The following is a 23,212-nucleotide window of genomic DNA, read 5'->3' as shown; positions in this document are numbered from 1 at the left end:
CTAGGTACTCCAGATACGGGGTGGGACGGCGGGGCGTCCCAGCAGGGCCGGGCGCAGCAGGCGCCACAGCTCGACCAGCCAGGCGCGTGCATGCAGCGCTTCGTGGGCCAGGCAGCGCGCCAACAGCAGGCCGGGCAATTGACTCAGGTCGCCGCGCAGGTTGTCAGCCTGCGGCACCTGGCGACAGAATTCCAGCACCTGGGCCTCGACCTCGCCGGTGATCAGCAGGGTGGCGAACACCGGGCAGCCGCCCAGGCCGATGGGCGAGTCGAGCAGGGCGTCGTCGCCCTCGATGCGTTGACGTTCATGCCAGAGCAACTGGCCGTCGCGGCGGATGGCCAACCTGGACTGGAAAGACCCTTGGTCGAAGCGTTCGCCGCAGGCCGGGCGGCCGAGGGCGACCATGTCCCACAGCAGCAACCGGGCATCGCCTTCCAGCTCGACGGTGGTGCTCAGTTCGACCTGGGCGCCGGCAAAGACGATGGTCTCCTGGGGCAGCCATTCCAGCGTCGCCCCCGCGGCCACCCGCAGCCTCAGCTGCTGCGAGGCCGGGGTGGCGCCGCGGTACCATTTGGCCGCGCCGGGGCTGGTCAGCTGCGCCCAGGCGCCGGGGCCCAGGTTGGCGTTTATGACCAGGCGATCGCCGCCGGCGATGCCGCCGGGCGGGTGCACGATAATGTGCTGGCACACTTCGGAGCCGTCGCCATACAGGTGTTTTTGCACCCGCAGTGGGCCCTGGTGACGGCGCAGGGTGGGGCGGGTAGTGTCGCCGAAACGGCCATAGGCCAGCTCCAGCTCGGCGTACCAGGCCGGGGTAAACACCGCGGGCGCCAGCGCTACGCCGCAAGCCGAAAACTGCGCTCCGCTTGCAGCTGGCGGCTTATGGCCTGTAGCTGCCGTACTCATATGGTCACCAGGCCTCGCACGCCCTGGGCTTCCATGCTGTCGCCACGGCCTTGCTGGACGATCTCGCCGCGGGCCATGACCAGGTAATGGTCGGCCAGTTCGGCGGCAAAGTCGTAGAACTGTTCCACCAGCAGAATGGCCATATCGCCACGGGCCGCCAGGGTCCTGATGACAGCGCCGATCTCCTTGATCACCGAGGGTTGGATGCCTTCGGTCGGCTCGTCGAGGATCAGCAGGCGCGGGCGGCTGGCCAGGGCCCGGCCGATCGCCAGTTGCTGCTGCTGGCCACCGGACAGGTCGCCGCCGCGGCGGTCCTTCATCTGCAGCAGCACCGGGAACAATTCATAGATAAATGCGGGCACCACCTTGGCCTCCTTGGCGTTGAAGCGCGACAAGCCCATCAGCAGGTTTTCCTGCACCGTCAGGCGCGGGAAGATCTCCCGCCCCTGGGGCACGTAGGCAATACCGGCGTGCACGCGCTGGTGCGGCTTGAGGGGGGTGATGTTCCGGTCTTCCCAGCGCACGCTGCCGTCCTTGATCGGCAGCAGGCCCATCAGGCACTTGAGCAGGGTGGTCTTGCCCACTCCATTGCGGCCAAGCAGGCAGGTGACCTCGCCAACCCTGGCCTCGAACGACAGGCCGCGCAGGATATGGCTGCCGCCGTAGTACTGGTGAAGCGTGTCGACTTGCAGCATAGGTTGGCCTCTGATCGTTCCCACGCTCCGCGTGGGAATGCAGTTTGCGATGCTCTGCGTCGCAGGGACGCGGAGCGTCCCGGGAGGGGGTCCCACGCCGGAGCGTGGGAACCATATGACCCCTGCGGGTTGCTTGTTGCTTGTTGCTTTGATCGTTCCCACGCTCTGCGTGGGAATGCAGCTTTCGACGCTCCGCGTCGCCGGAACGCGGCGCGTCAGCGCCCCAAATACACCTCGATCACCCGCTCGTTGGCCTGCACCTGGGCCAGCGAGCCCTCGGCCAGCACATGGCCCTGGTGCAGCACCGTGACATGGTCGGCGATAGCGCCGACAAACCCCATGTCGTGTTCCACCACCATCAGCGAGTGCTTGCCGGCCAGGCCCTTGAACAGCTCGGCGGTGAACTCGGTTTCGGCATCGGTCATGCCGGCGACCGGCTCGTCCAGCAGCAGCAGTTGCGGCTCCTGCATCAGCAGCATGCCGATCTCCAGAAACTGCTTCTGGCCGTGGGACAGCAGCCCGGCCGGCCGGTGGGCGGCGTCTTCCAGGCGGATGGTCGACAGCACGTCTTCGATACGCGTGCGTTGTTCGCCGCTCAGGCGAGCCCGCAGGCAGGCCCACACCGACTTGTCGGTCTTTTGCGCCAGCTCGAGGTTTTCGAACACGCTCAGCGCTTCGAACACCGTGGGTTTCTGGAACTTGCGGCCGATGCCCGCCTGGGCGATCTGCACTTCGCTCATCCGGGTCAGGTCCAGGGTTTCGCCAAACCAGGCGCTGCCGCCACTGGGCCGGGTCTTGCCGGTGATCACGTCCATCAGGGTGGTCTTGCCAGCGCCGTTGGGGCCGATGATGCAGCGCAGCTCGCCGACCCCGATGTAGAGGTTCAGGTCGTTCAGCGCCTTGAAACCGTCGAAGCTGACGCTGATCCCCTCCAGGCTCAGGAGGGTGCCGTGGCGGGTGTCCAGGCCGGGTCCGGCACGGTGGCCCAGGCCACTGGCTTCGCCGCTGGCGCCGGCATCGCGGGCCGGATCATAGGGCAGGGACAGCAGGGTTTCGGCAAGGGCAAGGGTTCTCATGCGTCTTTTTTCCTGCGCAGCAGACCGATCACACCCTGGGGCAGAAACAGGGTCACGAGGATAAACAGGGCGCCCAGGCACAGCAGCCAGTATTCGGGGAATGCCACGGTGAACCAGCTTTTCATGCCATTGACCAGGCCAGCCCCCAGCAGCGGGCCAATCAAACTGCCGCGCCCGCCCAGGGCGACCCAGACGGCCGCTTCGATGGAGTTGGTCGGCGACATCTCGCCCGGGTTGATGATGCCGACCTGGGGCACATAGAGCGCGCCGGCCAGGCCGCAGAGCACCGCCGACAGGGTCCAGACGAACAGCTTGAAGCCGCGCGGATCGTAGCCACAGAACATCAGGCGGTTCTCCGCGTCGCGCAGCGCCGTCAGCACCCGGCCGAACTTGCTGCGTGCCAGACGCCAGCCCAGCAGCAAACTGGCACAGAGCAAGCCAAGGGTGGCGAGAAACAACGCGGCGCGGGTGCCGGGCGCGGTGATGGGGAAACCGAGGAGGCTGCGAAAGTCGGTGAAGCCATTGTTGCCGCCAAAACCGGTTTCGTTGCGAAAGAACAGCAGCATGCCGGCGAACGTCAGGGCCTGGGTCATGATCGAGAAGTACACGCCCTTGATCCGTGAGCGGAAGGCGAAGTAACCGAAGACAAAGGCCAGGCTGCCGGGCACCAGCACCACCAGGCACAGGGCCCAGGCAAAATGCTGGGTGCCGGCCCAATACCAGGGCAACTCGCGCCAGGAGAGAAAGGTCATAAAGGCCGGCAGGCCGTCGCCCGCCGCCTGGCGCATCAGGTACATGCCCATGGCGTAGCCGCCCAAGGCGAAAAACAGGCCGTGGCCGAGGGACAGCAACCCGGCATAGCCCCAGACCAGGTCCAGGGCCAGCGCCACCACCGCGTAGCAGAGGATCTTGCCCACCAGGGTCAGGGCGTAGGCCGAGACGTGCAGGGCATGCTCCGCCGGCAGCAGCGACAGCAACGGCAAGGCCAGCAGCACGCTCAGCAGGCCCGCACCGAGCAGCAGGGACAGACGCGGGCCGAGGTGCTGCGTGGCTGTAAGCAACAGGGGCTGGTTCAATCGATCACCCGTCCTTTCAGTGCGAAGAGGCCCTGGGGGCGTTTCTGGATAAACAGGATGATCAGCGCCAGGATCAGGATCTTACCCAGCACCGCGCCAATCTGCGGTTCCAGTATCTTGTTGGCGATGCCCAGGCCGAAGGCGGCGAACACGCTGCCGGCCAGTTGACCGACGCCGCCGAGCACCACCACCAGGAAGGAGTCGATGATGTAGCCCTGGCCCAGGTCGGGGCCGACATTGCCGACCTGGCTCAGGGCCACGCCTCCGAGGCCGGCAATGCCCGAGCCGAGGCCGAAGGCGAGCATGTCCACCCGTCCGGTGGGCACCCCGCAGCAGGCCGCCATATTGCGGTTCTGGGTCACCGCGCGCAGGTTCAGGCCCAGGCGGGTGCGGTTCAACAGCAGCCAGGTCAGGCCCAGCACGAACAGCGCGAAGGCGATGATCACCAGGCGGTTATAGGGCAGCACCAGGTTCGGCAGCACCTGCAGGCCGCCGGACAGCCAGACCGGGTTGGCCACTTCGACGTTCTGCGCGCCAAACAGCATGCGCACCAGCTGGATCAGCATCAGGCTGATGCCCCAGGTGGCGAGCAGGGTTTCCAGCGGTCGGCCATACAGGTGGCGAATCACCGTGCGTTCCAAGGCCATGCCAATGGCGGCGGTGACGAAAAACGCCACCGGCAAGGCCACCAGTGGGTAGAACGCCAGGGCTTCCGGCGCGTGACGCTGGAAGGTCAGCTGAACCAGGTAGGTGGCGTAGGCGCCGAGCATCAGCATCTCGCCGTGGGCCATGTTGATCACCCCCAGCAGGCCGAAGGTGATGGCCAGGCCAAGGGCTGCCAGCAGCAGGATCGAGCCCAGGCTCATGCCGCTGAAGGCTTGCCCCAGCACTTCGCCCATCAACAGGCGGCGGTTGACCTGGGCCAGGCTGGTCTGCGCGGCGGTGCGTACCCCGTCATCGGTTTCCATGCCGGGGGCCAGCAGGCCTTCCAGGCGGGTGCGGGCCAGGGGTTCGCCGGTTTCGCCGAGCAGGCGCACGGCGGCCAGGCGTATCGCCGGGTCGGGGTCTACCAGTTGCAGGCTGGCCAATGCCAGGGTCAGGGCGCTGCGCACCTGGTCGTCCTCCTCGCGGCTGACCCGTTGATTGAGCAGGGCGAGCTGGGCCGGCTTGGCGCTTTTCTGCAGCTGCTGGGCGGCGACCAGGCGCACCGCCGGGTCTTCGGCCAGCAGGTCATGACTGGCCCGCGCGATGTTGAGCAGGCCGCGCAGGCGGTTGTTCAGGCGTAGCGTTTTCGGGGTGTCGGCCGGACTCGCCTGGCCCTCGGCGGCCGCAAAGGTGCCGGCCGATTCGATAAAGGGGTTTTTCTGGCTGTCGCTGGCCAGTCGGCCGGCCTGCAAGGCCTCGAGCAGGGGCAGGCGGCTGGCGTCCGGCTGGGCCGCCCAGCTTTCCAGCAGGCTGGCCTGCCGGGTCGAATTGGCCCCGACGAAGTCGGCGGCATCGCCGGCATGGGTCATCACCGGCAGCAGCAGCGCCAGTGACACGAGCAGTCGGTAGAAGGCGGTGGGCATGGCAGAATCCTTCTGAACGGGAACCTGATCGGGTCAGGCGACCCGCTGCCCGGTGCGCAGCGGGCAGGGGGCGGGTGTTGCCGGTCTAGTTCGACTTCACCGCGTGGTCCGGCTTCTTGTCGTTGCCTTCAATAAAGGGGCTCCAGGGTTGCGCGCGCAGCGGCCCTTCGGTTTGCCAGACCACGGAAAACTGACCGTCGGCCTGGATCTCGCCGATCATTACCGGCTTGTGCAGGTGGTGATTGGTCTTGTCCATGGTCAGGGTGTAACCGGAAGGCGCGGCGTAGGTCTGTCCGGCCATGGCCTCGCGCACCTTGTCCACCTCGGTGGACTTGGCCTTTTCCACCGCCTGGGCCCACATATGGATGCCGACATAGGTGGCCTCCATCGGGTCGTTGGTCACGGCCTTGTCGGCGCCCGGCAGCTTCTGCTTCTGGGCATAGGCTTTCCAGTCGGCGACGAAGCGGCTGTTGACTGGGTTTTCCACCGACTGGAAGTAGTTCCAGGCGGCCAGATGCCCGACCAGGGGCTTGGTATCGATGCCGCGCAGCTCCTCTTCGCCCACCGAGAACGCCACCACCGGCACGTCGGTGGCTTCCAGGCCCTGGTTGGCCAGCTCCTTGTAGAAGGGCACGTTGGAGTCGCCGTTGACCGTGGAGATCACCGCGGTCTTGCCGCCGGCGGAGAACTTCTTGATGTTGGCGACTATGGTCTGGTAATCGCTGTGGCCAAAGGGGGTGTAGACCTCCTCGATATCCTTGTCCGCCACCCCCTTGCTGTGCAGGAAGGCGCGCAGGATCTTGTTGGTGGTGCGCGGGTAGACGTAGTCGGTGCCCAGCAGGAAGTAGCGTTTGGCCGCACCGCCGTCCTCGCTCATCAGGTACTCCACGGCCGGGATCGCCTGCTGGTTGGGCGCCGCGCCGGTGTAGAAGACGTTGGGCGAGAGCTCTTCGCCTTCGTACTGCACCGGGTAGAACAGCAGGCCGTTGAGTTCCTCGAACACCGGCAAGACCGACTTGCGCGACACCGAGGTCCAGCAGCCGAAGACCACGTCGACCTTGTCCTGGGTCAGCAGTTGTCGGCCTTTTTCGGCGAACAGCGGCCAGTTGGAGGCGGGGTCCACGACCACGGCTTCCAGTTGCTTGCCCAGCACGCCGCCCTTGGCATTGATCTCGTCGATGGTCATCAACGCCATGTCCTTGAGCGAGGTCTCGGAAATCGCCATGGTGCCGGACAGCGAGTGCAGGATGCCGACCTTGATGGTCTCGGCGGCCTGCAGGCTGTACGGGAACAGGCCACTGAGCAGCAGTGCGCTGGCGGCCAGGGTGGATTTCAGCAGAGGACGACGTTTCATGGTGCGGCTCCTGGGGTGTCCGTGCACAACGGTAGGGTGGGACCCGAAGGTCGCCAGGCCTATCGCAGTATCCGTGCCAGGCTTCGCAAGTCGCTGAAACTAAAGGGCTATAAGGGTTTTTTCGGTGTTTTTGGGCCGCGCAGGTTGCGCCCCTTTAGTGCGTGACGGCGCTGAGCGGTCGGCCGGATTGCGCCGTTCTGGCGCGCGCCGGGGGCAATGGTTCAGCCCGCCAGCAGGTAGTTGCGCACACCCGTGTAGATGATCTGCACGGCCAGGGCGCAAACGAACAGCCCCATCAGACGGCTGACGATCTGCAGGCCCTGGTCGCCGAGCAGGCGTTCGAACTGGTTCGACAGGTAGAGCACCACGCCGACGGTCAGGCTGGCGATGGCGATGCCCACCACGGCCAGCGCCTTGTCCTGCAAATGCGGCTGGCTGGCGCCCATCAACAACAGGGCGCCGATGGTGCCGGGGCCGACCGTCAGCGGAATGGTCAGCGGCACTATGGTCACGTCCTGCTGGACGTTGTCGGCCTGCACCACCGGCTTGCCCTGGGCCATGCCGAGCGCGGAAATAAACAGCACGCTGCCAGCGCCGATGCGGAAGGCATCGATGGTGATGCCGAACAGCCCGAAGATGTTGTTGCCGAACAGGTACAGCAGCACGCTGGAGACCAGCACCCCGAGCGCCACCTTCCAGGCCAGGCGCTTGCGTTCCTTGACCGTGTAGCCACGGGTCAGGCCGATAAAACAGGACAGCACGAAAAACGGGCTGTAGAGCACCAGCAAACTCAGGTACAGACTGAACAGCTCGGACAGCATGGCGAGGCTCTTGGTCAGGACGGAACGGTGGGCCCCGGTGACTGACAGGGCCCCTGGCGCGACGACCGGGAGGTCGCCAGGACGATAGGGCATTAGTGTAGGGGTTATTGCCTCGTGCTTCGAGCCACATCCATGGGCACCGGCCCGGCCGCCGTCAGGACGGCTGCAGGCGGCGCTGCTCGCGCTCGGCGACCCAGTGTTCGATCAGCTCGCGCAGTTGCGACAGCTCGACCGGCTTGGCCATATGTCCATCCATGCCGACCAGCCGGGCGCGTTCCTTGTGTTCGGCGAGGATATGCGCGGTGAGGGCCACCACCGGGGTGCGGCTGCGGTGCTCGACCTGCTCCCAGGCGCGCAGCTGTTCGGTGGCGGAAAAACCGTCGAGCACCGGCATCTCGCAATCCATCAGCACCAGGTCGTACTGCTGGTTTTTCATCGCGGTCAACGCCTCCTCGCCGTTGCTGGCGGTGTCCGGTTGCAGGTTCAGCTTGCCGAGCATACCGCGGATGACCTTGGTCGAGATGCTGTTGTCCTCGGCCACCAGAATGCGGAAATCGCTGGGCACCTTTAGCGGTGCGCTGATCGCCGCCTGGGCCGAACTGGCGCTGCCATGGTTGCGCTGGGCCAACTCGTCGGCCAGGGTGGTCTTGAGCGTATAGCCAGCCACCGGTTTGGCCAAGATGCGCTTGATCCCGGCATTGCGCGCGATGATCTTGCTCGGGGCGTTGCTGATGCCAGTGAGCATGATGATCAGGATGTCATGGTTCAGGCTGGGGTCTTCCTTGATCTTGGCCGCCAGCTGCATGCCGGTCATGCCGGGCATGTCCTGGTCCAGCAGCACGGCGTCAAAGTACTCGCGCAGGTGTGCCTTGGTGCGCAGCAGCGCCAGGGCTTCCTTGCCGGAAGGCACCGCGCTGACCGCCAGTCCCCAGGCCGTGCACTGTTGCACCAGCACCTTGCGGCAGGTGTCGTTATCGTCCACCACCAGCAGGCGCGCGCCTTGCAACGGGCCGTCCAGGTCACTGGCCGGTTGCTCCAGGCGTTCGGCATCCAGCGGCAGGCTCAGCCACAGGGTGCTGCCCTGCGTGCCGCCACTCTGGATGCCGAACTCGCCACCCATCAGGCGCACCAGCTGGCGGGCAATGATCAGGCCCAGGCGACCGCCGAGCTTGGTCGCGGCGAGAAAATCCTTGCTGTGCAGCTCGGCATTGAGCAGGGCATCGCGCTCGCTGGCTTCCAGTGGCCGGCCGCTGTCCTGCACGGCAATGCGCAGGCGCGTACCGGTCCCGCTGTTGTCGAGAGCCACCACCAGCAGCACCTCGCCTTCGGCGGTCTGCTTGAAGGCGTTGTCCAGTAGGCTCAGCAGGGTCTGGCGCAGCCGCGTGGGGTCGCCGCCGATCACCCGCGGTACCTGCGGTTGAATGAAGTTGATCAGTTCGACCTTCTGCTGCTCGGCCTTGGCGCGAAAGATATCCAGGCAGTCGTCGATCAGCGCGGTGAGGTCGAACTGCACGTCGTCCAGCTCGATCTGCCCGGATTCCAGCTTGGAGATGTCGAGGATTTCGTTGATCAGCGTCAGCAATTCGTTGCCGGCGCTGTGGATGGTCTGCACGTAATCGCGCTGCTTGGTCGACAACGGCGTACCGAGCAGCAGTTCGGTCATGCCGAGCACGCCATTCATGGGCGTGCGAATTTCGTGGCTGATCTTGGCCAGGAATTCCGCCTTGGCCTTGAGTTCCGCCGAGCTGGCGGCCAGGGCGCGGCTGCTGCTGAACTCTTCCTGGAGGATGCGCCGCTGTCGCTCGCTCAAGGCCATGCTCAGCATAAAACCGGTGAGCGCGGCGGCCGACAACACGCCGAACAGCAGCCAGTCGCTCTGCACCGCGCCATAGCCGAACAAGGGCGGCAGGGTGGCCAGCAGCGAGGCGCAAAACACCAGCAGCGCCAAACTGAACAGCCGTGCGGGACGGTAGCCGTGGCGCCAGTGGTGGGCCGCGACGGCCAGCGCGCTGAGCCCGGCCAGCGCCGCGATCAGGTAGACCCATTGGTTGAACTGCAGGTCGGTGGCGATCAGCAGCACCATGCAGGTCAGTCCGATCAGGGCGATTTCGATGGTCAACAGACGGTTCAGCGCGGTATCTGGACAGACCCCGCGAAAGAAGCTGAGCGTGAAGGCCAGTATGCAGAGCATGGCCAATAGCATGGACAGGTTGGCGATCTGCGGTTGCAGCGTTTGCAAGGCGCCCAGCCAGGGCGTGCTGATGCCCAGCAGGCTGACGCTGGCCGATAACACGCAGGCGGCGCAGGCGGCCAACCACAGGCCGCTGTAGGAACGGGTGTAGGCAAAGCGCACCAGGTTATAGAGCACCAGCATGGCCAGGGTGCCCAGCAGCACGCCGAACAGCAGCCCGCGGCTGTCGTCCGCGGCCAACTCGGCCGAACTCTGCAGGCTGATGCCGGGGCGCAAGGCGTGCTCGGAGGCCAGGCGCAAGTACAGGTCCAGTGGCTCGCGGGCCTGTGGCAGCGGCATCAGGAAGTCGCGGCTGGGCAGCGGTCGGTCGGCGAAGGGCAAGTTGCTGCCGGTTTTGGTATGGGCAATCAATTGATCACCCTGCAGCACGTAGAGGTCCAGGTACGTCAGGTACGGCGCGAACACGCGCAGCAGCTGTTCACGGTCGGCGACCGGCAGACGATGGTGCAACCACAGGGCGCGCTCACCGCCGGGCGTGTAGATCTCGCTCAGCGGGGTCGGGGTGAACTGCGGGCGGTAACGTGGCGAACGGATGTCGTCCAGTTGCAGCTGGGCCTGGTTGTCCAGCAGCACTGACCAGGGTGTGGGGTCTTCGGCCGCCTGTACGGGAAGTAGGCCCAATACGCTCAACAGCAGGCTGACGGTGAGTCCTATGGCGATCCTGAGCCGAAGCACGGGCGAAATCCCTTCGAAGGTTAGTGGCCCGATTATAGCCACGCGATTGCCTGGGGTAATACGCCAAAGGCAGCCGTTTGGCTGCCTTTGGTAGTTTTTTTGCCGAATATTACCGTTTGACTTCGTCCTGTTCCCGGGCGATGGCCCGGTAGCCGATATCCCGGCGGTAGAAACAACCGGTCCAGTCGATGGCGGCGGCCAAGGCATAGGCCTGCTGTTGAGCGGCGTAGACGCTTTCCCCCAGTGCGGTGGCGCACAGCACCCGGCCGCCGGAAGCCCGCACCTGGCCGTCCTGCAATACGGTGCCTGCATGAAAGACCTTGCCGTTCAGCGCGCCCGCCGCGTCGAGGCCATGAATCGCCTGACCCTTGGCGTACTCACCCGGGTAGCCGCCGGCGGCCAACACCACGCCCAGGCTGGGGCGTGGGTCCCACTGCGCCTCGACCTTGTCGAGGGCCTGGGCGAGGGCGGCCTCGACCAACAGCACCAGGCTCGATTGCAGGCGCAGCATGATCGGCTGGGTTTCCGGGTCGCCGAAGCGGCAGTTGAACTCGATCACCTTGGGGTTGCCAGCGGCGTCGATCATCAAGCCGGCGTAAAGGAAGCCGGTGTAGACATTGCCTTCCTCGGCCATGCCGCGCACGGTGGGCCAGATCACCTGGTCCATGACCCGCTGGTGCACGTCGGCGGTCACCACCGGCGCCGGGGAGTAGGCCCCCATGCCACCGGTATTGGGGCCACTGTCGCCGTCGCCGACCCGTTTATGGTCCTGGCTGGTGGCCATGGGCAGCACGTTCTTGCCGTCGACCATGACGATAAAGCTGGCTTCCTCGCCGTCGAGGAATTCCTCGACCACCACCCGCGAGCCCGCCTCGCCAAAGGCATTGCCGGCCAGCATGTCGCGCACTGCCGCTTCGGCCTCCGCCAGCGTCATTGCCACGATTACGCCCTTGCCCGCGGCCAGGCCGTCGGCCTTGATCACGATGGGCGCGCCTTTTTTCCGCACGTAGGCCAGGGCGGCGTCAACGTCGGTGAAGTTCTGGTAGTCGGCGCTGGGGATCTTGTGGCGTGCCAGGAAGTCCTTGGTGAACGCCTTGGAGCCTTCCAGTTGGGCCGCGCCCTTGGTCGGCCCGAAGCAGTCCAGGCCACGGCTGCGGAACAGGTCGACCACGCCGGCCACCAGCGGTACTTCCGGGCCGACTATGGTCAGTTGCACGTTGGCCGCGGCGAAGTCAGCCAATTGCTCGAGGGCCTGCACCTCGATGGCGACGTTCTCGCACTTGGGCTCGATGGCGGTACCGGCGTTGCCCGGGGCGACGAAGACCTTCTGGACCCGTGGGTCCTGGGCGACTTTCCAGGCCAGGGCATGCTCACGCCCGCCGCTGCCAATAATCAGTACGTTCATGTCGGACTCCTGGGGGAGGCTGGGCCGTGGCCCTTTCGGTGGATAAGCAAAGCGTTATCCACCCTACAAATGTCGAGGTCGCGATCGGGCTGGTAGATGCAAGGCGCCCGATCCTTCACCCAGCGGAGTTGCCGTCTGGCAATGAGCATGGGGGAAGGGCCGGGCAACGCCGCAGATGCCTGTCCGAGTGCGGCCGATTTTAGTGGCGGAAATGGCGCATGCCGGTGAACACCATGGCAATATTGGCTTCATCGGCGGCGGCGATCACTTCGGCGTCGCGCATCGAGCCGCCGGGCTGGATTACCGCGGTGATGCCATTAGCGGCCGCGTTGTCCAGGCCGTCACGGAACGGGAAAAAGGCATCCGAAGCCATGACCGAACCGGCCACCTGCAGGCCGGCATGTTCGGCCTTGATCGCGGCGATCCGGGCGGAATTGACCCGGCTCATCTGGCCGGCACCGACGCCGATGGTCTGGCGGTTCTTGGCATAGACGATGGCGTTGGATTTGACGTACTTGGCCACTTTCCAGGCGAAGATCAGGTCGTGGACTTCCTGTTCGCTGGGTGCACGGCGGGTGACTATCTTCAGGTCGGCCGCGCCGATCATGCCGTTGTCGCGGCTCTGCACCAGCAACCCGCCGTTGACCCGCTTGAAATCCCAGGCCGGCGCGCGCTCGGACGACCATTGGCCGCATTCGAGCAAGCGAATATTGGCCTTGGCGGCCACCACTTCACGGGCCCCGGCACTGATGCTCGGCGCGATGATCACTTCGACGAACTGGCGCTCGACTATGGCCTTGGCGGTTTCGGCATCCAGCTCGCGGTTGAAGGCGATGATGCCGCCGAAGGCCGACTCGGTGTCGGTGGCGTAGGCCAGTTCATAGGCCTGGCGGATCCCGCCTTCGGCATCCAGGGCCACGGCGACGCCGCAGGGGTTGGCGTGCTTGACGATGACACAAGCCGGCTTGACGAAGCTTTTCACGCATTCCAGCGCGGCATCGGTATCGGCGACGTTATTGAACGACAGTTCCTTGCCTTGCAACTGGGTCGCGGTGGCGATACCGACTTCGGCCGGGTGGGCTTCCACGTAGAACGCCGCGCTCTGGTGCGGGTTCTCGCCGTAGCGCATGTCCTGGGCCTTGACGAACTGGCTGTTGAAGGTGCGCGGGAACGCGTGGCGGTCCTCGGTGCCGAGGGTCTCGGCGGCCTGGTTCACGCTGCCCAGGTAGTTGGCGATCATGCCGTCGTAGGCTGCGGTGTGTTCGAAGGCCTTGAGCATCAGGTCGAAGCGCTGGGCGTAGGTCAGGCCGCCGGCCTTGAGGCCGTCGAGCACGGCGGCGTAGTCGGCGGCGTTGACCACGATGGCCACGTCCTTATGGTTCTTCGCCGCCGAGCGGACCATGGTCGGGCCGCCGATGTCGATATTCTCGATGGCGGTGGGCAGGTCGCAACCGGGTTTGGCCACCGTCGCTTCGAAGGGGTAGAGGTTGACCGCCACCAGGTCGATCGGGCGAATCCCGTGTTCGGCCATGATGGCGTCATCGATGCCGCGACGGCCCAGGATGCCACCGTGGATCTTCGGGTGCAGGGTCTTGACCCGGCCGTCCATCATTTCCGCAAACCCGGTGTAGTCGGCGACTTCCACCGCGGCCACGCCATTGTCCCGTAGCAACTTGAAGGTGCCACCGGTGGAAAGGATCTCGACGCCCAGCAAGCTCAGTTCGCGGGCGAACTCGAGGATACCGGTTTTGTCGGAGACGCTGATCAGCGCGCGGCGTACGGGAAGGCGATGGGTCTGGTCGGTCATAGGGGTTCCAGGGGGCTGCAGGCGAGGGGCCGACACCTGAGTGGCCGGGCGTGCCACTCCAGGCCCCGCGCTGTGTTAAAGAAGGTCGTATTGCTTGAGTTTCTTGCGCAAGGTGCCGCGGTTCAGGCCCAGCAGCTCGGAAGCCTTGGTCTGGTTGCCCTTGACATAATTCATCACGGTTTCCAGCAACGGCGCTTCGACTTCGGACAACACCAGGTTGTAGACGTCGGAGACGTCCTGACCATCGAGGTGGGCGAAATAGTTGTGCAGCGCCTTTTCCACACTGCCGCGCAGGGTTTGCCCTTCTTCGCTCGGCGTATTGAGGTGCTGTTTCAAGTTGGCGTTCTCGCTCACGGTTCCACTCACTAAGGTCTCTGTCATCAACGTCATGCGGCCACCCCCTTTTCGTTCCCTGTGCTCAGGTTTGAATAGTGTTCAGCGAAGAACTGCTGAACCTTGGCGCACTGCGCGTCCGTGTTCTCCAGACGATTGAACTCGGCCCGAAACTCCTTGGCCCCCGGCAAGGTAGCGAGGTACCAGCCGACATGCTTGCGGGCGATTCGCGCGCCCATCACCTCGCCGTAAAACCCATGCAGGGCGGCCAGGTGCTCCAGCAAAATGCCTTCCACTTCCTCCAGCCCGGGGGCCGGCAGGTATTCGCCGGTCGCCAGGTAGTGGGCGATTTCGCGAAAAATCCAGGGCCGCCCCTGGGCGGCCCGACCGATCAGCAGGCCATCGGCACCGGTGGCCTCGAGCACTCGCCGGGCCTTGTCCGGCGAGTCGATATCGCCATTGGCGAAGACCGGGATCGACACCGCCTGCTTGATCGCGGCCACCGTGTCGTACTCGGCTTCGCCGGTGTACAGGTCGGCGCGCGTGCGTCCGTGCACGGCCAGGGCCTGGATACCGGCCTGTTCGGCGATCTGCGCGACGACCAGGCCATTCTTGTTTGTCCGGTCCCAACCGGTGCGGATCTTCAGGGTCACCGGGACGTCGACGGCGGCGACCACCGCCTCGACAATGGCCCGCACCAGTTGTTCGTCCTTCATCAGCGCCGAACCGGCGGCCTTGTTGCAGACTTTTTTCGCCGGACAGCCCATGTTGATGTCGATGATCTGCGCGCCCAGGGCCACATTGGCCCGTGCCGCATCCGCCAGCATCTGCGGATCGCCGCCGGCGATCTGCACCGAACGCGGTTCCGGATCCCCTTCATGCATCAGGCGCAGGCTCGACTTGCGGGTGTGCCACAGGCGCATGTCGCTGGTCACCATTTCCGATACCACCAGCCCAGCACCCAAACGGCGGCAGAGGGCGCGAAACGGACGATCGGTCACCCCGGCCATCGGCGCGAGCACCAGGGCGTTGGGTAGTGTGTATGGGCCGATGCGTACCGCCGACATGGGTCTTCCCTGCTGAGGAGGCTGCTCTTGGGTCGATCGGAGAGTGCGAAAAAGGGTGGGCATAATACCCGCTCTCGATGACCGGATAAAGGTCGTTTTGCACAAATTCTGAGCAGTTTAAGATGCGTGGCTGGCACGCGCGCGCGCCGGAAAACCGGCGCGACGGGCTACTCGGGGGAGTGGAAGCTGAGGCTGTAGTTCACCGCTTTGATCCCGGGGTCGAGGATGTCCAGGGAAATGTGGATCGGCGTTTGCGGTGGCATTTCCAGCTGGCCGGCCAGTTCGCCAGCGAGGTACTCGCTGGGCTTGAAGCGTCGGCTGGCGAGCAGTTGGCTGTTGATATCGGCGAAGCGCATTTCCAGCAGGGGGAACGGCTGGGCGAAAGGGGCACGGTTATAGAGGATGGCGTCGACCACCAGGGCCCCGGTGAACTCCGGATGGCTGCGCACCACCAGGTTGCTGCTCTTGATCAGGCTGATATCGACCTTGGAGGGCAGGCTGCAGCCCAGGCTCGGGCACAGTTGTTCGAACCAGGGGCGATACTGGTCCTGGCGAGCCAGCTCATCGAAGTGGTACCACAGGTACTGCCCGCTCAGGGCGGCGATACCCAGCAGGTTCAATAGCCCCCAGCCGATCCAGCGTCCCCAGGGTTTGCTTGGCGGCTGCCAATCCAGCTGCAGCGGTTCCTCGGCGAGGTCGAACAGGTCCGCCTCGCTGCGCGCAGCGATGGCCGGTGCCGGTCGTTCCCGCGCCCGCCGCTCGCGACGCGCCGCCCGTGGCGGTGGAGCCTCGTTCTCAGGGGGCTCGTCGCGCTGTTCGCTCTCCTCGGCTGCCGCTTCAGGTGCGTCCTCCAGGCGCTTGCGTGCACCCGTACGGGCGCCGCCGAACGGCGCTGGGTCCGCTTCAGCGCCGAGTGTTAACGCTGCGGCAGGGGCGGGTGCCGTGCTGGCTGGCTTGTGCCAGGTTTCCCCGGGCTCCCCGACATCCAACAGTGGGGTCGGGCGCGGCGGGATCGATACCGTTGGCGCCACCTCGGGTGTCCGGGGCATCAGCGAAGGGATCGAGCGCGGGACCAGCGGGGCAGGTGTCTCGTCCGCCAGCAGCGCCTCGGCCCAGCCTTCATCGTGCTTGTCGTGAGCCGGCTCGCGGGTTTTTAGCGGGTTGTCGAGCGGCTTGGGGTTGCGTTCGAGCGCCAGGAACTCCTGGGAAAACTGCTGCTCCTGTTGCTCCAGCTTCGCCAGCTCCTCGTCCAGGTCGAGGCTGTCCAGGTCCAGGTCGTCATGAATCCACAAGGTGTCACTGGCTTTTTTTTCCGCGTTCGCTGGCGGTGCGGGCGCCACCGGCGGGCTGGGCGCCGGCATCAGCGGCGCGAGCTCTACGGCGGGTGCCACTGCCCTGGCCAGTTCATGCTGCAATTGCTGGGCGGCATTGAACACATGCAGGCAGGCACCGCACCGCACCGCGCCATGGGCGGCGCCCAACTGGGCACGACTCACGCGGAAGCTGGTGCGGCATTGCGGGCACTGGGTGACGAAGCTGTCGGTCATGCGGCGGTCCAGGAAAAACGAGGCGTTAGTCTACCCCAAGGCTGGGCGTTGGCCCATGCAGGCTTACGCCAGGAGATGCCGCCGGCCGCTGATGCGCACCCAGCCTTCGCGGACTTCCAGGGGGTCGAGGTCGAACGCGGCACGGTAGGCGGCGGCGACTTCCTCGCCCTGTTCGGCCAAAATGCCCGACAGGGCCAGGCGTCCGCCGGGTTTGACCAGTCCGATCAGCTGGGGTGCCAGGGCGACCAGTGGACCGGCCAGAATATTGGCCACCAGCACGTCGACCGGCTCCTGGGGCAGGTCTTCGGGCAAGTAAAGGGGGAAGCGCGCGGGGTCGATGGCGTTGCGCCCGGCGTTGTCGCGGGAGGCTTCCAGGGCCTGGATGTCGATATCGGTGCCCACCGCCCGCTCGACGCCCAGCAGCAGCGCGGCTATTGCCAGGATGCCGGAACCACAGCCGAAATCGAGCAGCTGGCAGCCTGCCAGGTCCTGCCCGTCAAGCCACTCCAGGCACAGCGCGGTGGTCGGGTGGGTGCCGGTGCCGAATGCGAGGCCGGGGTCCAACAGCAGGTTGACTGCCTCTGGCTCCGGCGCGGTGTGCCAGCTGGGGACTATCCACAGGCGCTGGCCAAAGCGCGTCGGCTGGAAATTGTCCATCCAGCTGCGCTCCCAGTCCTGATCCTCGATGCGCTCGATCTGCAACGGCGGCAAGGGGGCGCCACTGAGCAGCTGCAGGTGCGCGAGCAGGTCGGTTTCGTCGGTGTCGGCTTCGAACAGGGCCAGCAGATGGGTGTGCGACCAAAGCGGCGTGGTGCCCAGGTCCGGCTCGAAGATCGGCTGGTCTTCGGCATCCATAAAGGTCACCGACACGGCGCCTATGCCCAGCAGGGCGTCTTCGTAGGTTTGCGCCTGTTCCGGGGTGATGGCGAGACGGACTTGTAACCAGGGCATGGGGGCTTTCCTTCGGCAAGCAGCCTCAAGCCACAAGCTTCAAGCTGCAAAAAGTAGCTACAAGCTGCAAGGCGGGTGGCTGCCCCCTGCAGGCTGCAAGAAAAAGAAGGAGCGGCCGAGGCCGCTCCATTGAGGTGCATATCGTACAGCGTGCTGCGTGAGGCTTGCAGCTTGCCGCTCGATTTAGTGCTTATCCATCGCCAGCTTGTGTTCCAGGTAATGGATATTGACCCCACCCTTGCAGAAGCCGGGATCGCGGACCAGGTCGCGGTGCAGTGGGATATTGGTCTTGATCCCGTCGATCACGATTTCGTCCAGGGCATTGCGCATGCGCGCCAACGCTTCCTCCCGTGTGCTGCCGTAGGTGATCAGCTTGCCAATCAGCGAATCGTAGTTCGGCGGCACCGTGTACCCGCTGTACAAATGGGAGTCGACCCGCACGCCGTTACCGCCCGGGGCATGGAAGTAGGTCACCTTGCCAGGGCTGGGCATAAAGCTGGCCGGATCCTCGGCGTTGATCCGGCATTCCAGCGAGTGACCACGGATCACCACATCCTTCTGGGTGAAGGACAGCTTGTTGCCGGCGGCGATGCTGAGCATTTCCTTGACGATGTCGATACCGGTGACCATCTCCGAAACCGGGTGCTCGACCTGTACGCGGGTGTTCATCTCGATAAAGTAGAAATGGCCGTTTTCGTAGAGAAACTCGAAGGTGCCGGCGCCGCGGTAGCCGATCTCGATGCAGGCGCGAACGCAGCGGTCGAGCACTTCCTGGCGGGCCTTTTCATCGATGCCCGGGGCGGGCGCTTCTTCCAGCACTTTCTGGTGCCGGCGTTGCAGCGAGCAATCGCGGTCGCCCAGGTGGATGGCCTGGCCCTGGCCGTCGGACAGCACCTGGATTTCCACATGGCGCGGGTTGGTCAGGAATTTTTCCAGGTACACCATGGGGTTGCCAAAAGCGGCGCCGGCCTCGGTGCGGGTCAGCTTGGCCGACTTGATCAGCTCGTCCTCGCTGTGCACCACGCGCATGCCGCGTCCGCCACCGCCACCGGCGGCTTTGATGATCACCGGATAGCCTACTTCGCGGCCGATCGCCAGGGCGGTCTCTTCATCTTCCGGCAACGGACCATCGGAGCCTGGGACCGTGGGCACGCCGGCCTTTTTCATGGCCGCCTTGGCCGATACCTTGTCGCCCATCAGGCGGATGGTCTCGGCGCTCGGGCCGATAAAGGCAAAACCGGACTTTTCCACTTGCTCGGCGAAGTCCGCGTTTTCCGCGAGAAAGCCGTAGCCCGGGTGGATGGCCGTGGCGCCGGTGACTTCGGCGGCGGCGATAATGGCCGGGATATGCAGGTAGGACTGTGCGGCGGGCGCCGGGCCGATGCAGACCGATTCATCGGCCAGGGCCAGGTGCATCAGTTCGCGGTCGGCGGTGGAGTGCACCGCGACGGTCTTGATGCCCAGCTCCTTGCAGGCGCGCAGGATTCGCAGGGCGATTTCGCCACGGTTGGCAATCAGCACTTTTTCCAACATCGCAGGCTCTCCGCGCTTCAAACGATGGTGAACAGTGGCTGGTCGTATTCCACCGGTTGACCGTTTTCCACCAGGATGGACTCGATCACGCCACTGGTTTCGGCCTCGATGTGGTTCATCATCTTCATCGCCTCGACGATACAGAGGATGTCGCCTTTCTTGACGCTCTGGCCCACTTCGACGAAGGACGGCGAGGTTGGCGCGGGGGTCCGGTAGAAGGTGCCGACCATGGGCGAGCGCACCACGTTGCCGTTCATCTTCGGCGCCGCGACAGCGGCTTCGGCTTGCGGGGCGACGGCGGCGGCGACCGGCGCGGCAGCCACGGGGGCCGGCGCCTGGGCATACATCGGCTGCATCATCGGTTGTTTGCTGTGGCGACTGATCCGTACGGACTCTTCGCCTTCGTGGATTTCCAGTTCGTCGATACCGGACTCTTCCAGCAGCTCGATCAGTTTCTTAACTTTACGAATATCCATGTTGCTAATTCACTCCCATGGTCGGGTCAGGGGCGTTCGAGTTGTTCCAGGGCAGCCTCCAGGGCCAGCCGATAACCGCTGGCGCCAAGGCCACAGATCACTCCCACGGCAACGTCGGAAAAGTAGGAGTGATGGCGGAAAGCTTCACGTTTATGCACGTTGGACAGGTGCACTTCGATGAATGGGATGCTCACCGCCAGCAACGCGTCACGTAATGCCACGCTGGTGTGGGTAAAAGCCGCCGGATTGATCAGAATGAAATCCACCCCTTCGCCGCTGGCGGCATGGATGCGCTCGATCAATTCGTACTCGGCGTTGCTCTGCAAATAGAGCAGGTGGTGGCCGGCCTCACGGGCGCGGCGCTCCAGGTCGAGGTTGATCTGCTCGAGGGTAGTGGCGCCATAGACGCCGGGTTCACGGGTCCCCAACAGGTTGAGGTTGGGGCCGTGCAACACCAGAAGAGTGGCCATGTAGCTATCCTTGTTCGAACCCAGAGAAAGCTCCGGGACTATGCCCAAGCCCTCGGGAGCTGTCCAGTTTCCCTGCAATAGACCACACGATAGCCGCTAATTGCGGAACTAGGGCTCATTAAGCTTTTTGTCGCAAGGTGCTTTGTTGCGATGAAGTGCCCCAGGCCGGGCGCGGAGCCTGGGCATCGGTCGTTGCCGTGCCACGTTTCGTAGCGCTTTGTGGCCATTTGCTAGCATCGCCCGCGAGGCCGGACCTGCTCGGCAGCAAGCGGGCTTTGGGCCACAGCAAACAGGGCGTTTCATGGGCGGGCTGATCTAAAACAGCTTCCGGTGTGGCCGTGCGGGTCGGTGCCAGCAGGCTGGGCGCGGGGTTTAGGGGCCTCAGCGCCGGGCTTGCGCCTGGCGCAGGCGCTCGGCGAAGGCCGGCGCGTCAATCTCGCCCACCACCCGCAAGTCGGCCCATTCCTGGCCGTCGCCAGCGAACAACATCAAGGCCGGTGGGCCGAACAGCTTGTAGCGGTCCAGCAGCGCGCGCTGGCCCGGATCGCTGGCGGTGATGTCGAAGCGGAGCAACTGGTAGCCGTCCAGCAGGGGCAGGACCGCCGGCGCGTTGAGCACTTCCCGCTCGATCACCTTGCAGCTGATGCACCAGTCGGCGTACCAGTCCAGCAGCAACGGCTGCTGTTTGGCGGCCGCGGCGGTCAGGGCACTGTCGAGCTGTGCGGCGGTGGTCAGCGTCTGCCACTGCGCCGTGCGAGTCGGGCTGGCGTCCGGCGTCGCGGCGTCGGCCAGGCCGCGTCCCAGCGGCCGCAGCGGGTCCTCTTCGCCGCGCAGCGCACCGGTCCAGGCCGCCAGGGCATAGACCAGCAGCGCCAGGCCGGCCAATTGGGCGAACTTTTGCCGTGGCGACTTGAGGGTAAACTCCAGCGCTCCGAGAAACAGCGCCAGGCCAGCGGCCAGCAGTCCCCAGAGGGCCAGCGCCACCTGGCCGGGCAGCACCCGTTCCAGGAGCCAGATCGACACCGCCAGCAGCAAGACGCCAAAGGCGTTGCGCACCGTGACCATCCAGGTCCCGGACTTGGGCAGCAGTGCGCCGCCGCCAGTGGCGAACAGCACCAGCGGTGCGCCCATGCCCAGGCCCAGGGCAAACAATTTCAGCCCGCCACCCCAGGCGTCGCCGCTGCTGCTGATATACAGCAGGGCACCGGCCAGTGGTGCGGACACGCAGGGCGAGACCAGCAGGCTGGACACCACCCCGAGCAAGGCCGCGCCCCATAACGAGCCGCCCCGGGCATTGCCGGCCAGGCGGTCCAGGCGGTCGCTGATCAGCCGTGGCAGGCGCACCTCGAAGAGGCCAAACATGGCCAGGGCGAACAGCGCGAAGACCAAGGCGAAGGGCACCAGGATCCAGGCCGACTGCAAGCGCGCCTGCAGGTTGAGTTCGGCACCGAACACCCCCATCAAGGCGCCCAATAGCGCAAAACAACCGGCCATGGGCACCACGTAGGCCGTCGCCAGGCTGAAGCCGCGCCAGCCTCCCGCCTGGCCGCGCAAGACCACGCCGGAAAGGATCGGCAGCATCGGCAGCACGCAGGGAGTGAAGGCCAGCCCCAGACCGGCGAGGAAAAACAGCGCCAGTTCATGCCAACTCCAGGCCGGGGCCTCGCCCACGGCGGGGGGGGAGGCAGCGGCGTCCGACTCGAGCGCCACGGGTACCGTCGCGGAGCCGGGCGCGCCCAACTCGAACACCTCGGTTTCCGGGGGGTAACACAGGCCCTTGTCGGCGCAGCCCTGGTAGCCGACCTTTAACGTGAACGCGCTGCCGTCCGGGTTGCTCACCGGTACTTCGATGTCCAGCACCTGGTGATAGACCTCGACGTCGCCAAAGAACTCGTCGTGCTTCGCCTCGCCCTTCGGCAGCTTCGCCGCGCCCAAGGTGACCGTGGTCGGTACGCTGCTGAACTGGAAGCGATGGCGGTACAGGTAGTACCCCTCTGCCGCGACGAAACGCACCTTGATCGACTCCGGCCTGTGCTCCACCAGGCTCAAGCGAAACGCCTCGCGTACCGGCAGAAAGTCGCCACTGTTGTTCAGCGGCGCACCCAGCGGGGCGGAGGGCGCGCGTTTGTCGAACAACGCCGCCTGGGCGGGGAGGGCGATCAGTATCAGCAGCAGGGTCAACAGGCGGCGCATGGAGGTCTCGCACATCGGGGATGGCGCATGATAGCGGACCCGGGAAACAAGCGGCAGGCGGATATTGCGTCGGCGTCTTTCGTCTGCCCGGCGTGGCACGGGGGGCTGCATTGGCGGGTTTCAGCCGGTGTGTCGACCCGGTTTGCGGGTGCTCACTGGAATTCGCCGGGCTCGGGCAGCAGCTCGAGCATGCCGAAGCGCTGGGCCAGTAGCCGATAGGCCGGCTCCAGGCGGAACTGCCTGTAGGCCTCGGCGAATTCCTTGGCCAAGGAGGGCGGGGCGGTAGTGGAAAAGGCCAGGTACATGGGCTTGCCAGAAAAGCGCGCGCCCTCCAGACGCTGGACCTGCTGGTCCAGGTCGGCGATTTCGGCGCTGGCCCGGCTGAGGGCGCTGGTGGAGCCGAAAATCGCGTCGAAGCGGCCACTGATCAGCATGATGAACAGCTGCGACTGGGTGACCGTGGGTTGCTCGATCGGCACTCCCTGGCGGACCAACTCGACCACCTGATCACTCATGTAGTAGCCATTGGGCAAGGCCGTGCGCCAGCGCCTGGCCATCTGGTCCAAGGGCGGTCGATAGTGGATATCGGCCGCCCGTTCACGTTTGATATAGAGAGTGGTACGCGAAACATGCAGCAAGTTGTCCGGCAGAAAGACCGCGAACTGCTCGCGCTCGGCGTTCTTGGCCACGAAACTGGCGGCCTGTACCTCGCCAGCGGCCAGCGCCTTCATGGTGCGCTTCCAGGGGTAGCGCTTGAAGGTCAGGGTCCAGCCGAGCCGTTCGGTCACGGCCCGCAGCAACTCGACATGAAAGCCGGTGAGCCTGGCATTTTCGTCGATGTACTCGAAGGGGGTGTTGTTGGCGTCTTCCATGGCGACCAACAGGTTGGTGGCGCCCGCGGAGGGGCCCAGCAAGGCGCAGATCAACAGCAGGGCAAGGCGCATGGAAATACCACCCGAGGTGTCAACAGCCCCTAGTGTAGGTCAGCCGAGCCGCAGGCGGTGCGGC

At 65.3% G+C, this 23,212-nt stretch carries 19 protein-coding genes; all 19 read right to left on the bottom strand.

All coding sequences use genetic code 11. The features are described from left to right. Entirely contained in the window at positions 1 to 822 is an 822-nt protein-coding gene (locus ABWY06_RS21815; protein WP_502948236.1) for an urease accessory protein UreD, read from the bottom strand. A gap of 80 nt (positions 823 to 902) precedes the next feature. Continuing rightward, the gene (gene urtE, locus ABWY06_RS21810) at positions 903 to 1,601 is read right to left on the bottom strand and encodes an urea ABC transporter ATP-binding subunit UrtE (RefSeq protein WP_353927679.1); all 699 of its coding nucleotides are present in this window, start codon (positions 1,599 to 1,601) and stop codon (positions 903 to 905) included. A 215-nt stretch (positions 1,602 to 1,816) separates the two neighbouring features. Next, the gene (gene urtD, locus ABWY06_RS21805; RefSeq protein WP_353927678.1) at positions 1,817 to 2,677 is read right to left on the bottom strand and encodes an urea ABC transporter ATP-binding protein UrtD; all 861 of its coding nucleotides are present in this window, start codon (positions 2,675 to 2,677) and stop codon (positions 1,817 to 1,819) included. Then, entirely contained in the window at positions 2,674 to 3,705 is a 1,032-nt protein-coding gene (urtC, locus tag ABWY06_RS21800) for an urea ABC transporter permease subunit UrtC (protein ID WP_502948238.1), read from the bottom strand. Before urtC ends, urtD begins: the two co-directional genes overlap by 4 nt. A 44-nt stretch (positions 3,706 to 3,749) precedes the next feature. Further along, the gene (urtB, locus tag ABWY06_RS21795; protein ID WP_353927676.1) at positions 3,750 to 5,321 is read right to left on the bottom strand and encodes an urea ABC transporter permease subunit UrtB; all 1,572 of its coding nucleotides are present in this window, start codon (positions 5,319 to 5,321) and stop codon (positions 3,750 to 3,752) included. An 85-nt stretch (positions 5,322 to 5,406) separates the two neighbouring features. Continuing rightward, positions 5,407 to 6,675 carry an urea ABC transporter substrate-binding protein gene (urtA, locus tag ABWY06_RS21790; protein WP_353927675.1) on the bottom strand — a complete coding sequence of 423 codons (1,269 nt, stop codon included), beginning with the start codon at positions 6,673 to 6,675 and terminating at the stop codon, positions 5,407 to 5,409. A 221-nt stretch (positions 6,676 to 6,896) separates the two neighbouring features. Further along, positions 6,897 to 7,496: a type III secretion system genes modulator TspR gene (gene tspR, locus ABWY06_RS21785; RefSeq protein WP_353927674.1), complete on the bottom strand. Its 600-nt coding sequence runs from the start codon at positions 7,494 to 7,496 to the stop codon at positions 6,897 to 6,899. A gap of 154 nt (positions 7,497 to 7,650) precedes the next feature. Further along, positions 7,651 to 10,422: a hybrid sensor histidine kinase/response regulator gene (locus tag ABWY06_RS21780; RefSeq protein WP_353927673.1), complete on the bottom strand. Its 2,772-nt coding sequence runs from the start codon at positions 10,420 to 10,422 to the stop codon at positions 7,651 to 7,653. 109 nt (positions 10,423 to 10,531) lie between these two features. After that, positions 10,532 to 11,827 (bottom strand): phosphoribosylamine--glycine ligase, encoded by a 1,296-nt coding sequence (gene purD, locus ABWY06_RS21775; protein WP_353927672.1) that lies wholly within the window; start codon positions 11,825 to 11,827, stop codon positions 10,532 to 10,534. Positions 11,828 to 12,026: 199 nt separating this feature from the next. Next, positions 12,027 to 13,634: a bifunctional phosphoribosylaminoimidazolecarboxamide formyltransferase/IMP cyclohydrolase gene (gene purH / locus ABWY06_RS21770; protein WP_353927671.1), complete on the bottom strand. Its 1,608-nt coding sequence runs from the start codon at positions 13,632 to 13,634 to the stop codon at positions 12,027 to 12,029. A 75-nt stretch (positions 13,635 to 13,709) separates the two neighbouring features. Next, positions 13,710 to 14,024, bottom strand: coding sequence for a DNA-binding transcriptional regulator Fis (gene fis, locus ABWY06_RS21765; RefSeq protein WP_353927670.1), 315 nt, complete (start codon positions 14,022 to 14,024; stop codon positions 13,710 to 13,712). Beyond that, positions 14,021 to 15,034 (bottom strand): tRNA dihydrouridine synthase DusB, encoded by a 1,014-nt coding sequence (gene dusB, locus ABWY06_RS21760; protein WP_353927669.1) that lies wholly within the window; start codon positions 15,032 to 15,034, stop codon positions 14,021 to 14,023. Before dusB ends, fis begins: the two co-directional genes overlap by 4 nt. Positions 15,035 to 15,201: 167 nt before the next feature. Continuing rightward, on the bottom strand, positions 15,202 to 16,581 hold the full coding sequence (locus tag ABWY06_RS21755; RefSeq protein ID WP_353927668.1) for a DUF3426 domain-containing protein: 1,380 nt from the start codon (positions 16,579 to 16,581) through the stop codon (positions 15,202 to 15,204). A gap of 63 nt (positions 16,582 to 16,644) precedes the next feature. Beyond that, positions 16,645 to 17,532, bottom strand: a complete 888-nt coding sequence (gene prmA / locus ABWY06_RS21750; RefSeq protein WP_353927667.1) for a 50S ribosomal protein L11 methyltransferase — start codon at positions 17,530 to 17,532, stop codon at positions 16,645 to 16,647. A gap of 183 nt (positions 17,533 to 17,715) precedes the next feature. Beyond that, complete coding sequence (gene accC, locus ABWY06_RS21745) at positions 17,716 to 19,065, bottom strand: acetyl-CoA carboxylase biotin carboxylase subunit (protein ID WP_353927666.1); 1,350 nt, start codon at positions 19,063 to 19,065, stop codon at positions 17,716 to 17,718. A 17-nt stretch (positions 19,066 to 19,082) separates the two neighbouring features. Further along, a complete protein-coding gene (gene accB / locus ABWY06_RS21740; protein WP_353927665.1) occupies positions 19,083 to 19,541 on the bottom strand; it encodes an acetyl-CoA carboxylase biotin carboxyl carrier protein in 459 nt (152 codons plus the stop codon). Positions 19,542 to 19,567: 26 nt separating this feature from the next. Further along, positions 19,568 to 20,011, bottom strand: a complete 444-nt coding sequence (gene aroQ, locus ABWY06_RS21735) for a type II 3-dehydroquinate dehydratase (protein ID WP_353927664.1) — start codon at positions 20,009 to 20,011, stop codon at positions 19,568 to 19,570. 381 nt (positions 20,012 to 20,392) lie between these two features. Next, positions 20,393 to 22,204, bottom strand: a complete 1,812-nt coding sequence (locus ABWY06_RS21730; protein WP_353927663.1) for a protein-disulfide reductase DsbD — start codon at positions 22,202 to 22,204, stop codon at positions 20,393 to 20,395. A gap of 152 nt (positions 22,205 to 22,356) precedes the next feature. Then, positions 22,357 to 23,148 carry a substrate-binding periplasmic protein gene (locus ABWY06_RS21725; protein WP_353927662.1) on the bottom strand — a complete coding sequence of 264 codons (792 nt, stop codon included), beginning with the start codon at positions 23,146 to 23,148 and terminating at the stop codon, positions 22,357 to 22,359. Positions 23,149 to 23,212 lie beyond the last annotated feature (64 nt).

This window comes from Pseudomonas sp. (assembly GCF_040514055.1).
Taxonomy (GTDB): domain Bacteria; phylum Pseudomonadota; class Gammaproteobacteria; order Pseudomonadales; family Pseudomonadaceae; genus Aquipseudomonas.
The sequence above is the reverse complement of the archived record's forward strand: the minus strand, read 5'-3'. Positions and strand labels throughout refer to the sequence as shown.